This window comes from Cytobacillus sp. IB215316 (assembly GCF_033963865.1).
In the GTDB taxonomy this organism is placed as follows: Bacteria; Bacillota; Bacilli; order Bacillales; family SM2101; genus Nanhaiella; species Nanhaiella sioensis.
The window spans coordinates 224819-237482 of sequence record NZ_JAXBMC010000006.1; the positions used below are offsets into that span (position 1 = coordinate 224819).

General features: G+C 30.4%; 15 protein-coding genes and 1 pseudogene. 4 read left to right on the forward strand and 12 right to left on the reverse strand.

The genetic code is table 11. From position 1 onward, the window contains the following. Positions 1–93: 93 nt before the first annotated feature. The 4 genes from SLH48_RS12495 to SLH48_RS12510 all read right to left on the reverse strand — a co-directional run bounded on the left by SLH48_RS12495 (position 94) and on the right by SLH48_RS12510 (position 1196). Entirely contained in the window at positions 94–375 is a 282-nt protein-coding gene (locus SLH48_RS12495; RefSeq protein WP_320258436.1) for an N-acetylmuramoyl-L-alanine amidase, read from the reverse strand. Next, positions 372–662: a phage holin family protein gene (locus SLH48_RS12500; RefSeq protein ID WP_320258437.1), complete on the reverse strand. Its 291-nt coding sequence runs from the start codon at positions 660–662 to the stop codon at positions 372–374. The genes SLH48_RS12495 and SLH48_RS12500 overlap by 4 nt, the downstream gene beginning before the upstream one ends. A gap of 211 nt (positions 663–873) precedes the next feature. Beyond that, a complete protein-coding gene (locus SLH48_RS12505) occupies positions 874–996 on the reverse strand; it encodes a CD1375 family protein (protein WP_320258439.1) in 123 nt (40 codons plus the stop codon). Next, on the reverse strand, positions 993–1196 hold the full coding sequence (locus tag SLH48_RS12510; RefSeq protein ID WP_320258440.1) for a hypothetical protein: 204 nt from the start codon (positions 1194–1196) through the stop codon (positions 993–995). Before SLH48_RS12510 ends, SLH48_RS12505 begins: the two co-directional genes overlap by 4 nt. 211 nt (positions 1197–1407) lie before the next feature. On the opposite strand from SLH48_RS12510, the pseudogene SLH48_RS12515 reads away from it, so the two are divergent. The 3 genes and pseudogenes from SLH48_RS12515 (at position 1408) to SLH48_RS12525 (ending at position 3325) form a co-directional block, all read left to right on the forward strand. Next, positions 1408–2536: pseudogene (locus SLH48_RS12515) on the forward strand (tyrosine-type recombinase/integrase). A gap of 223 nt (positions 2537–2759) precedes the next feature. Further along, positions 2760–3023 (forward strand): hypothetical protein, encoded by a 264-nt coding sequence (locus SLH48_RS12520; RefSeq protein ID WP_320258441.1) that lies wholly within the window; start codon positions 2760–2762, stop codon positions 3021–3023. Positions 3024–3040: 17 nt separating this feature from the next. After that, positions 3041–3325, forward strand: a complete 285-nt coding sequence (locus SLH48_RS12525) for a hypothetical protein (RefSeq protein ID WP_320258442.1) — start codon at positions 3041–3043, stop codon at positions 3323–3325. Between the two features lie 958 nt (positions 3326–4283). Here the strand turns inward: SLH48_RS12525 and SLH48_RS12530 are convergent. The 8 genes from SLH48_RS12530 to SLH48_RS12565 all read right to left on the reverse strand — a co-directional run bounded on the left by SLH48_RS12530 (position 4284) and on the right by SLH48_RS12565 (position 11695). Further along, the gene (locus SLH48_RS12530) at positions 4284–4919 is read right to left on the reverse strand and encodes a hypothetical protein (RefSeq protein ID WP_320258444.1); all 636 of its coding nucleotides are present in this window, start codon (positions 4917–4919) and stop codon (positions 4284–4286) included. A gap of 12 nt (positions 4920–4931) precedes the next feature. Continuing rightward, positions 4932–5591, reverse strand: coding sequence for a toxin-antitoxin system HicB family antitoxin (locus tag SLH48_RS12535; protein ID WP_320258446.1), 660 nt, complete (start codon positions 5589–5591; stop codon positions 4932–4934). A gap of 508 nt (positions 5592–6099) precedes the next feature. After that, entirely contained in the window at positions 6100–6723 is a 624-nt protein-coding gene (locus SLH48_RS12540; RefSeq protein ID WP_320258447.1) for a hypothetical protein, read from the reverse strand. 26 nt (positions 6724–6749) lie between these two features. Beyond that, the gene (locus SLH48_RS12545) at positions 6750–7697 is read right to left on the reverse strand and encodes a nucleotide-binding domain-containing protein (protein ID WP_320258448.1); all 948 of its coding nucleotides are present in this window, start codon (positions 7695–7697) and stop codon (positions 6750–6752) included. Beyond that, positions 7588–7815 carry an SMODS domain-containing nucleotidyltransferase gene (locus tag SLH48_RS12550; RefSeq protein WP_320258465.1) on the reverse strand — a complete coding sequence of 76 codons (228 nt, stop codon included), beginning with the start codon at positions 7813–7815 and terminating at the stop codon, positions 7588–7590. Before SLH48_RS12550 ends, SLH48_RS12545 begins: the two co-directional genes overlap by 110 nt. A 202-nt stretch (positions 7816–8017) precedes the next feature. Continuing rightward, positions 8018–9943: an AAA family ATPase gene (locus tag SLH48_RS12555; protein WP_320258449.1), complete on the reverse strand. Its 1926-nt coding sequence runs from the start codon at positions 9941–9943 to the stop codon at positions 8018–8020. After that, a complete protein-coding gene (locus SLH48_RS12560) occupies positions 9928–10461 on the reverse strand; it encodes a hypothetical protein (RefSeq protein WP_320258450.1) in 534 nt (177 codons plus the stop codon). The genes SLH48_RS12555 and SLH48_RS12560 overlap by 16 nt, the downstream gene beginning before the upstream one ends. 4 nt (positions 10462–10465) lie before the next feature. Further along, entirely contained in the window at positions 10466–11695 is a 1230-nt protein-coding gene (locus tag SLH48_RS12565; protein WP_320258451.1) for a hypothetical protein, read from the reverse strand. A 278-nt stretch (positions 11696–11973) separates the two neighbouring features. Here SLH48_RS12565 and SLH48_RS12570 point away from each other — a divergent pair. After that, on the forward strand, positions 11974–12664 hold a 691-nt coding region (locus SLH48_RS12570; RefSeq protein ID WP_320258452.1), incomplete at its 3' end, for a transposase.

A 12664-nucleotide genomic window follows, 5' to 3' on the forward strand; every position in this document is an offset into this window, starting at 1 on the left:
ACGATATAGCATAAGTAACATTTGCGCCCTTGTACAAGACACGTTCAACTGTTCACCATTTGAAATGTTGTTTTCTTTTGCCCATTTCACAGCTTATACAAGTTCATGAGCGTATTCACTTGGGGTACTTGGTTTAGGTTTTGAAGCTTTTTTCTTCAGCTTACAGTTTTCTACCAAACCGTTTACAATTGCTCGAGCACATTTCCTACGATAAGATTCAGATTTTAGTAAGTGAGCTTCTTCCCTATTGCTCATAAATCCACACTCAGGCAGAATTGCTGTCATGTTTGATTTTCTAAGTATGTGAAAATCTGCTGTTTTAACCCCTCTGTTCTTTCGACCAGTTTCTCTTAATAATTGATCCTGAACCTTCACAGATCCCTAACCTGTTGTGGTATTGGTACGCCTAACTTTGCTCCGTTTTCGGTGATACTTATAAACTCAGTAACTATAAATGCAATTGCTACGCCATCTGCAATATATCCAGTTTCAAACATTAGTGTTTCTATCATATAAACGCCACCAATGAGCAACAGAATATATACCTTCCTCATTAACCATTTGATGCCCATTTTGCTGCTAAGATTCTTTTCTATAAAACCAACAATTAAACCAGTTGCATTATCAATAACCATCATCCCTAGCAAAATAGTAACTGCCAATCCCATCCTCCCACTAAATATGAAACGAACGAGCCTACTAAAAATGTTATTCCTATAAAAATTGAGCTAATATAGTCCATGATTTTTCTCCTTTCCATTATAAAAAGCCCTATCACAAGGACTTTGATTTTTATTTAGTAACCATATTGGGTATTTTGTTTACTAAAAATGCACATAAAAAATACACCTTTGTTGGTGTGTTCTTTGTGCTTTATTCTTCTACTGCATTAGCTTCATCAATCAATGTTTGAACTTCACCACGCCACCTTGTTGGCACTTCTGCTACTGTACGCAATCCTTTATTTATCAGACTCACATAAATTTTAGCCATCATTCAACACCTCCCATAACGACTTCAGCTAATTCTGCAACCGCTAGTTGTGTATTGGTGTTTTCCTGCTCGTTAGCCTCCGCTGTTTCAGCAATACCAAGCATTAGATTTGTGTTTTGACTTTCTAGCTCTTCATTCTTTAGTTTCAATGTGACTATTTCATCCTGTAACGTTCCGTATAACATATACTCAAAACTATCCATAGTACCTTCCGGCTATCAGTCAAGCTTTTTAAAGAGAGAAATTGTTACACCTATTGTGGAAAAATTAAAATTAGAAGTAAATCAATACACGCTTACAGTCCCAAACACTAGTAAGGAAATCGACAGCGAATATGCTTACTTTAATTCTGGAAATTTATCCGATTAGCCCAGATCCATTAAATAACAAATATATATAAAGGTGGTCATTACTTTGAAAGGACACTTTAGAAAACGTGGAAATAAGTGGTCATTCACTGTAGATATAGGAACAAACCCTCAAACTGGAAAAAGACAACAAAAGACTGTATCTTGTTTTAAAACAAAAAAGGAAGCTCAAAATGCTTGTTCTGAGCTTATAAATAACATGAACAAAGGTGTAAACATAATAACTAAAGACCAACTTTTTCGTGATTATTTATACTCTTGGTTAGAATTACATGGAAAACAAAAATTTAAAGAAACCATGTTTAAGAATTATATAAACGTTATTGAGTATAGAACAATCCCAATACTTGGTAATTTAAAGTTAAATGAAATTACGCTATACACGGACAAGGCTTTATTAAAGATTTAATAGAACAAGGATTATCTAATAGTTATATTAAATATGTTTTCGCTATTATAAAGGGAGCTTTGGACAAGCCGTCAAATGGGAACTTTTATATAAAAACCCATTTCAGCATGTAGAAATTCCAAGAGGTAAAAAAGAGAAGGATAAACATGGACAATTGAGAAGGTAGACTGTTTCTGAAGATTTTCAAAACTCAAAAGTCCTTTTTACCACTATTTATTCTTGACTGCTATTCATACTGGTATGAGAAAAGGTGAAGTTTTAGGGTTAAGATGGAATGATATAGACTTAACTACAGGTAAAATAAGTATTGTTCAATCTTTAATATATGAAGAAGAAGGATACCTCTTTGGAGATTTAAAGAATTCAAGTTCAAGAAGGTTAATAACTATACATGATTCTCTAGTCCACGATTTAAAAAAATACAAATCATATCAAAATGAAATAAAGCTTTTCACAGGTAAAGAGTATACAGATTTAGGGCTTTTATTTTGCAAAGAGAACGGTGAGCCTATACACCCTAGAACTTTAACAGCTTTCTTTAATAGTATTTAAAGATGCAAGTGTGCCTATAATTAGATTTCATGACCTTAGACACACTCACGCAACTTTATTATTAAAATTAGGTAAAAACCCTAAAGTAGTTCAAGAACGATTAGGACATTCTTCAATTAAAACAACGCTAGATACATACAGTCATGTTACTCCAGATATGCAGGAACAAGCTGCTAATAAATTTGGAGATGCCCTACAAAATGCAAAACAATAATATGGTCAAAATGTGGTCAAACACAAAAAATATTGTTTACAACCCTTCATCTACAGCGTTAAGACTGCGACTGCCCCTACATGGCTTAAGTGGTGATCGCAGATAAAAGGATGTAGTGGTGTTTACCTAATTTTTTTAACTTGATACTGAAAGTCAAATCGATGGTCATTTATTTAAACAAATAAGGTGAATTATAACGAACAAAACATAGGAGGTTACTTTAGTGGATTTTAATGATAATAAAATGAATATATACATAAAAGAAATGCAACAACTTATTAAAACCCATGACAAGCTCTTGGAAAAAATGAATGGTACAATTAATGAAAGGAATAAAAATATCCTCCCTCTTCAAAGGACAGTAGAAAGGCTTATTCAACATGGTCTTTCAAAGGAGGAAATAGTTGAGATAACAGACATAACATCTGATCAATATGATAACCAAGTTGCACTAGAAAAAAGGCTTCAACTACCTTATGTCATTTAACTGAAGAAGAAACAGCTGTGTATGAACAACTCATACAAGACATTCATCAAGCTAAAGCTATTGATGAACTCATTGATCCATCAAAAGAAGAGGAACGTATAGTTTTCATTCAAAAGGTACTACAAAGACACCTAAGTGACTATAGAGGTGTACAGGATTCAGATGAAGATATATATGGGAAATTTGTTGAAACAGCTGTATCAAACAGTAAGGCCAAAGGAGCCTATTCATCACTAGTTCGTATATTTAGAAATGAAATAAGGCGAAAACGGGAGGATGTATTAATAAATATTTCTAAATGATTTGGGATATTATTCCCTCTTTTACTGGAGCAACTTTAATTAAAACCACTGAAATGGAAAAGTTCAAAATTTTCCTATTGGAGATACAGTTGAATTCTTGATTATTGTCCAAAATCAAAAAAGTATATATCTTCGATATAACTAGGGCGATTGCTTGTTGAATCAAACGGTCTGTCACAGTTAGAATACCTAATAATTGAATATCGCCATCAGGCTTCGGGATTTCAACTCTTCCGACATGCATTGGCTCATATGTATCCTCGAAACTTGCCTATCGAATGGAATGCCAGTTTTCGACTATGTGCTTTCGTAGGGTACGTCCTTAACATAGTATTCAACAACATCATGGCAACCTTCACAGAAAGCTTACATTTGATGTCCTCCTTCATATTATCTATATCTGTTTATGTTTAATTAACAAAAAGGTACCTAATTGATTTATTTCTTTTGTGAAAGGAAACAACAATAAGAAAGTCGCTTCCTTTCCTTGTTTTGGTCATGTTTGTTTTAATATAAATATCATCAACTTCTAGGTCCCCCCAATTATCTAGCTCTTGGAATTTACAAAAGACATATAGTTTTTCATGTGCAACTTCTTTCATTTTCATTATCAACGGCATATCAGAAATCCGTACATTCGAGACTTAGTAAAATTTCCTTTTCTTTATCAGAATTAATTTTATAGTCCTCTATAAGTTCATTATTTCATGTCAATACTTCTTTACAATTGTATATTTTCCTTCATTGATCAATTGTTTAAAACTTCGTAAGTCCTCGTTAATTTCTTCTTTAGTGAAATTTGTGTACTTCTTGGTTTCCCCCTCCGAATGGCTCAAATTACTTTCGCCTCTTTAGTTTCTATTCTTACTTAAATGATACACAAAACATAAAAAACAACAAAAATGCACTAATTGATACATTTTTGCTGTTTTGCAAAGTCTTCTTATTCGGCCATCCACTAAATAATCAAAGACACTAATAGTTTTAAGTTTGTATAGGTTGTCTTTTTATTGCTCTTTGGAGAATTGCAGGGGTTTTGTGTTCCAGGTATTCTTTCATATATTTGAAATAGATCCTGTTCATAAATAGGTGGAGGATTCTTTGTGTTCCTATAAACTACTTCACATATATTATATTGCGGATACTTAGATGCTCTTGAATTATAATCAATAGAAGCCATCTTTGCATGCTTTTTATTAAAGTTCGAAAGGTTGAATGTAAGTGGAGCATTTCTATTTACAACAATATTCTTTGGTAATTGAAAATTATTATTTGTGTACCATGTAGCAGCTTCCTCATGGCTAACCATAGTTTCTTCAACTAAAAGCACCGCCACTAACTTCCAGTGTTTTATTTTTTTATCATAGTACCCCTTCTTAGACAAGTATATAACGATATCACCTTTGTTTAGCTTAGGAGCAAGTTTTGACTTTCTACATAAAGATGATATTCCAGGATAATCATGTTCAAAGCTAGGCTCAGGTCTAATTGAACCATCTCTATAAGGATCCAATTGTTTATTATCACTAAGCACTTTTCTTCCCAAAGAATTGAAACATAAGGGATTAAATGTTGCAAGTCGAATTTTGGCCATATACAAACCTTCCTATTTATATAGGTCTTCGATATATTTTGCATTTACAAGCTGAGGTAAGCTGGTCGTTTTATTTACCAAGTATCTTGCTTCCAATCCATTTTTTAATGATAATGTATTATTAATTTCTCCTATATCACTTAAAATCACTATATTTGTACTACCCCACTTGCTAATTCTAGGCCAAAACTCTTCATCGTCAATTAATGAATTGAGCTCTGGAATAAATTTGTAATCATTAGGATTAATATCAAATATGATCTGATCTACTTTTCCATAACTCGCAATTGTTCGAGGGTGTTGATTTTTCGTACCATCTTCCTCTTGCTTAGTTGTTTCATAGAACAGAAGGTATGACATTGGAGTTACTCTCCCTAATTTTGGATTAAAGAAGTATATTTGGTGTTTACGCAACAATTCCATGTACCAAGGATGCTGTGTAACTATCACAGCTTCTCTTAACTCAGATCTTCTTTTATCACCAATACTTACTTTCGAAAATGATAAATTCGTCGCCACTTTAAAACCAACCCTTTCTTCATTAATTTTATTTTGGATCGACTCCTTAATATATTCATTTAATGATTGCTCCTTAATTTTTGCATGTTCAGCAGCTAGTTCATGGAGCTCGGGAGGGATCCTTAATAAGATTCTACCATTACAATGCTTCATAATTTCACCTCTTTCAAACTATACCTTTTGATATTTACATAAGTAATGGTAGATGATTAATTTATATGATACAGGATATGATATCATTACAGTAAAATTTGCAAAATAATAAATATCTAGCAGGATTCCCGATATGATTTCATCTTTATTATTTAAAAAATACTTTTTATTGAAAAATGCATAGTTAAAGCCCTTTCTCTACGGTGGATACGGCTTTTTTCGTTATACTGAATTCTATTCTGTACCTGCTGATGATTAACATTATACTTTTTGTCCTAAAATCCTGTTCAAAAATAAAAATGGTGTTGTGATGATTATTTTTAAAGTGGGAATGATTATTCATGTGATTAAACTTTAACAACATGTATTTAATAGGTAAAAATCACCTTTTTTATTTCCATCCAAAATAAAAAACTGCATCTATTTGTGGTAAGGTTCATCGTGGTTATTTAAGAGGCAAAAAGAAGGCGTTAGTAAAATACTAATGCCTTCTTTTTCAATAAGGTTGTTATTTATAACTAAACCATTTTTTTAATTTACTCAATATACTTTTATCACTATTATCTAATACGTGTTTCATTGGTTGTTCCAATACCTCAGACTCTTTTTCAACTCTCGGTCGGCGATAGTATGAGATGTTCTCTACTCTATACTCTTTTGCACCAATAAGAAGCCCTGCAAAGGCACGATTTTGACCAGTATTTATAAAAAACTTACCAACATCCTCATAATAATTTGCACTTGGCAATTCACCAGGAGATCCATTAGTAGCAGAAGAATCCGAAAAAGCACACTCTTTACTTGCCAACCAATTTATTGAAGTCTGAAGGGAAGTAGCATTAGTTCTTTCAAAAAACTCATGTAATGATTTATGTTTGAATCGATGTCCATTTTTCAATAATTCATAAAGACTCCATCCATCAGTATCTTTATCATTTGATCGATAGATATTTATTACTTGATCCATTGGAATAATATAACCATCTTCATATCGTTTTGTTTCTATATATTCATATTCTTTTAGATTAATATAATCAAATTTTCTACTTTGTAAATAATCAACATGTTTCTGATTATCTATTGGACTTCCCTTTATATATGAGTAATATGCGTTAAGATTAAAATAATTCATCTCTTTCTCCCTTATATTGACCAGAATCAATTTGTTTGTATAGGTACTTTTATTCTATCTCTTGCCACACAAACATTCTTGTAAACTATATAGCATTCAACATAGTGATCGCCCTTAAAATTTGTAGTTTCTGTCTTCCTGTGACTTCCTTTATCTCTTACAATTTGACCCCTAATACAATCTTTACGGATTGCTTCTTGTCCTCTATTCAGAACCTTCCAATAGACCTCATAATAAAAATTATCATCTTCATCTTTTGACAAATTATCAAATTCATTGAATTCTATATAGAATTCAAGAGTTTTACTTAACTTTAAGGGAAGTCGATCACGTAAGATTTTTCTTAATAGCATATTTCTAAATCCACTTTGTTTGACCAGGCATTCTATCTTTAACTGGTATCTAATATCAACATCAAATTTTTTCTCAATATATTCCTCTGTTTGTCTCACACTACGTCCAAACAAAGAACTCTTTTCAATTGTGTTAGACTCTTGAACTTCTTCTGGTACAGGAAAAGCAGTTCCAAAAATATCTTGAAATACATTGTATAAATCTTGACTATCTTCTGTAAGATCTTTTATTTTATCATAGACATTATTGGCTTTTCTAACGAATTTCCCGTCTTTATTGTAAACTTTTTGATTACTCCCAAGTGCATACCAATACTTCTGTTCTTTGTTACGAGTTTTTAAAAAATAGAAGACATCTTTTAATAATGAAAGGTATGAATCATAAGTTGCATCATAGTAGTCTTCATTTTCTTCAAAAAAATCGTAGATTAATGTATCAATTAGCAAACCACCAAATTTAAAGCCATAGTTGTTTTTCCAAGCTCTTATTAAATTGCATATATTTTTATAATTAGAATTTGTTTCTTGGGTAGCCTTTTTTACTCTCTTCGATTTCAGGCATGGGATCTGTTTTCTTCCACGAACCACCATGGTTAGAGTCTGGATAGTCAAAAGCTCCATCCGTTCTCTCAAAGCATGGACATACCTCAACAATCTTATTTATACTTTTGAAACTTACTACAACAACCTGACCATCCCCTCTTACGATGGTCTTCGGATAGTCGTCACAAATTGTCAGAAATCTTCAGCCATTGATATTATGCTATTTTAAAGCATCGCTAATAATTGAATCACAACCTGTCAATTTATATTCCATAATTACTAATTGGCACATTATTCTCAAGCAAAATAACCAAAACTACTAAAGTAAATAGATGGTTCATTTACAAAATTTCATCTTTTAAATATTGGTTATAAATATCCAACTATTAAGAATCAAATTAATTATTTTTATATTCTTTTAATAATTTATTCTTATCGCTTAACCAATCAATTAAATACGACTCCAAATCTTTTGTGTATTCATCATATCCACTCGTTATTATTATTTGACAATCTTCATCTCTAAATTCTTCAATATAATTAAACAACTTCTTTAATCTTTCTATCTCTATCCCCTCATCCTTCAATGTATCAATAATTAGTATGCTTGGAAAATTAATTTTTGTTTCATTAATTAATGACATTTTTAACATTGTTAAATAATAGAATAACCTTTTAGGAACATTAAAACTCTGATGTTTGTATTCTCCAATAATAGGCATGTAATTTCTATCTAATTTCACCTCTATTTTTTCATCCTCATTATTATAGAAGTCATTAATATAGAAACTGTATATCTCTTCAAATTTATCAACATTTTCTTGTAATGCATTTTCCTTTTGTTCTTCTAAGTGAGTTAATATTTGTTTGTACTTTGTTATTTCTTTTTCAATCCTATTTAGTCCCCTTGTTGAATTTTTTATTTCACCAATTTTTTCTATCAATAATCTAAGTTCTGGCTCTTTTTCTCTGTAGTATATTATCTTATTAGTAATTTCATCAACCGCACTTGCATTTGAATTATAAGTTAAATCTTCTGATATTTTTTTTATCTGAGCAATATTATCATTTAGTTCACTTTTTGTATTTTCTAATTTATTTTCAAGCATCTGATATTCATTTTGGTAATCCCTTATAGTTTCATTTATTGTTTCTAGGGTTTTTATCTTTGCTTTCATTATTTCCATATACTCTTTATCAGAATAGATGAACCTAGAGAAATCCAAATGCTTATCTGATCCACATATGCAATGCCCTACCTTTAAATCTAGTTTTTCTAGGCAAAAGGGGCATTTATCCTCACTAATAATGTCTATATACTGAGATGTAAACAGTATTTTATCAATATGGTCAATTTCATTTTTAGTATCTTCACCTACTCTTTTTGATTTTAGAAGATCCTCTTGAACAATATTTATATCAAACTCAATATTTTTTATTTTGTGCGTTAAAATAACTACTTGTTTCTGAAGATATCTTAATCTTTCAGAAACCTCTATCCCAAAACTGCCTTCTTTTTTGACTTCATCTCTTATTCGTTCTAGTCTTTCTACATTACTATTATTTAAAAGTAATTCTTCTTGTATATTATCAATGTTTTTAATTTGTGTATGTTTCAAGATATTTTCTTTTACAATCTCTAATGATTTCCTATTTTCTTTTTCCTCTTGAAGCTGTTTATTTAATTCTTTTAACTTATAGTAAACTGAGTAGTATTCTTCATTAAACCCAGACATTAATACCTCAAAAATACTTCTTTTCATTATATTACTATTCTTATAGAAGTCTGTAGATTTGAGTCCAAACTCATTTACAATTTTTCTATTATCTGTTACTTGGTCGTAATACATATACCTCAATATGTCATCGAAATTAACTTTATGTGTATTCGAGTGTTGTGTTATTTCAATAATATCAATGCCAAGTTTCTCAAGCATCCAATCTGAAAATGTTTTTTCTTCTTTCTTATATACATAACCATTTCTAATTAGGCTGTATGAAATATGAGTATTGTTTTTCCTATCATATATTGTAATCACATTATGACCAATATTTCTTTTAAGCATATATGTATTATTATCTATAATTATCTCGATTTGAACGAAGTTATTATTGTCTTTTACAATTTCATTTATAGGTTCATCGCCTTCACTTTTAAAATAAGTAACATTTAAACCTAACCCATAGACAATTAAGTATGTGAAAGTAGATTTTCCATTGTCATTATCCCCAACTAAAAGATTTATTCCTTTATCAAGTTTATCATTATCATAGATAAACTGTTCACCTTTATAATATATTGAGTTAATTAATAATTTTCCCATATTGCAACTCCATTTCTTTTAAAGAAACAATCAACAAACGTTAAATAATTTAATCTACTTAACATTCTAATTTTTTTCTTTAATTTCAAAATCCTTTCTTTTTCATCTTTAAACCTTAAATTACTTGCTATATCTTTGGATTTTTCAATGTTACTAATGTATAGGTTTGTTCTACTTTCAACATTTATAAGTTTTATAATTTCTTCTCTTTCTAGAATCATTAACACATATCTAATTAATGTTATATTTTCAATAGAATCATAATACAGCCTATTAATTTCACGATGAATATTCCTATTTGGTTTTAGATTTCCTTTATAGTAATCTAGAAGTATTGTAGTTTTCTTTTCATCTGAAATTATAGGAATTAAGAATACTAATTTTCTGTAATCATTAAATGGCTTATTTTCACCAATACAATTTAAGTGGTATAGAAGTAAAATAATATTGTATGTAATAAAATACAAATCTTCACTGTTGTTATACATAAGGCGTTTTCGGTTAAAATCTTTATTCATTAGATTACTCCTCTTCAAAAGAATAAAAACATTCATCTATCAGTAGTAATACTATTTTTTCTATTGTTATTGTATTTTTAACTCCATAATCAAAATCCTGCTTCAATGCTTCTATATCATTTATTACACTTTTTTTGAGTCCTTTGATATATGAGTTTAATTCTTCATATGTGTATTCATTCTTGTATTCAAACTCTTCATCGAAATACTTTTCCATACTTTCATACACACGGTACCTTAAAGCATATATTTGTCTTTTATCATACTTTTTAATTTCGGCTCTAATAGTGGTTGCGTATCTTTTATACCTTTTCAGTGTCTTATAACTAAAACCTTTACAAACTGCATCTATTTTTTCTTTTAAGTTTCTAAAATTTTTTTCACTTTCTAGCTCATTATTTATTTCATCCCAAAATAAATGTAATTCATCAATCTCAAGTCCATTACCTATACTACTTACTTCATAAAATATGTTTTTTACTGTCTCCATATTCATCATCTTTTGTGTTATATGTTTTTCAGCCATTCTTTCATCTATTTTTTCCAATATATAGTTTCTAATTTGTATCTCTTTATTAACATGGTCAATTTTGTAAAAAGTACATTCTTTTATTTCACTGTCTAAATCTTTTATTAATTGCTCTAAGTCACCTTGTCCAAATTGAAACGTCACTTGCTTAAGAAACGCCACCCAATCTTCATGTATCATATTAACTAACTTAGTATAGAACCTATTATATGTATTTGGTTCACTATGTTTGATATTGTATTGATCTTGATATGTTCGAATAATAACCTTAGTGACAAACTCTATTACTCTTTCATTATAATCTTCTTCGATTAAATACTGAATGATTGGATTCTGTAAAGGTTTCAAGTTCAGCTCAGTTAATAATTCACTTTGTCTTTCTTTACCGTAATCTACATTTGTAAAAAAAATAAAATTTAAATAAGGATCTTTGTCTAAATCAAAATAATTATCAATAAAGTTGACAATTGATTTTCTTATTTCTTCACTATTAAAGGTAAAATTCTTACTATACTCTTTGTCTTGTTCAAAGAATTGAGTACCATTCTCTCCAATTAAATAACCATCTTCTCTGTATTCAGGAAAAGCAATTATATTTGTTTTCGGATTTGCTTTTATTAACTCTAACATTTTTTTTCCCAGTCTTAGTTTTTGATATCTGAAACCTTTATATTTATCACTCGCATCTCGGTTAATTAGTTCCATATATAAATACCCTTTCACAATCGTGATATAGTTCCTGTAGATCTTATTACTATTATATAGAAAAATTGGTTCTTTTTGTTGATTATAATAAAATTATGAGATTATATGTTTAAATTCAAAAGAGGCTGGGACAAAACCCACCTCTGAGATGAAAAAGCCGGTGAAATTTTTACAAGAAGTAAAATTTCACCGGCTTTGTTTATTTTGGAATTAAAATAAGGACCACTTCTGATAAAATAAAGTTACCACACCAAATTTCATCGGAAAGAAGGGTCCTTATGTTTAAAAATTATATCATGAATCAATTAATTTTGCCTTTAGATCTAGAAGTAAAATTACAAAAGAACGATATTGCCTTCCATGTCCATCATTTAGTTGAAAGTATCCCTCCGGAAGCGTTTGAACCATTTCTCCGAAATGAAGGCTGTCCTGCCTATCATCCACGCATGATGCTTAAAATAATTCTATGTGCCTACACGCAATCTGTCTTTTCTGGGCGCAAAATTGAAGCCCTATTAAAAGATAGTATTCGTATGATGTGGCTAGCTCAAGGATATGAAGCAAGCTACCGCACAATCAACCGATTCCGTGTTCAACCAGAAGTGAAAGAATTAATTCGTGAATGTTTCGTCCAATTCCGTTGCCAATTGATCGAAGAGAAACTTATTGATCAAGAAGCGATTTTTATTGATGGTACAAAAATCGAAGCAAATGCGAATAAATTTACGTTCGTCTGGAAGAAATCCATAGAGAACTATCATGAGAGTTTAATTGAAAAGTCAAACCAACTGTACAATGAGCTACTTAAGAATGAAATCATACCTGAAATTCAACGTGAAACGGCTGAACAGTTATCATTGGATGAGCTCGCTCAATTGGTTCGAAAAGTAGACGATGTCGTAACCAAGTATGATAAACAAATTGAAGATACGTCAGACGTTTCAGAACGAAAAGCCTTAAGAAGTGAAC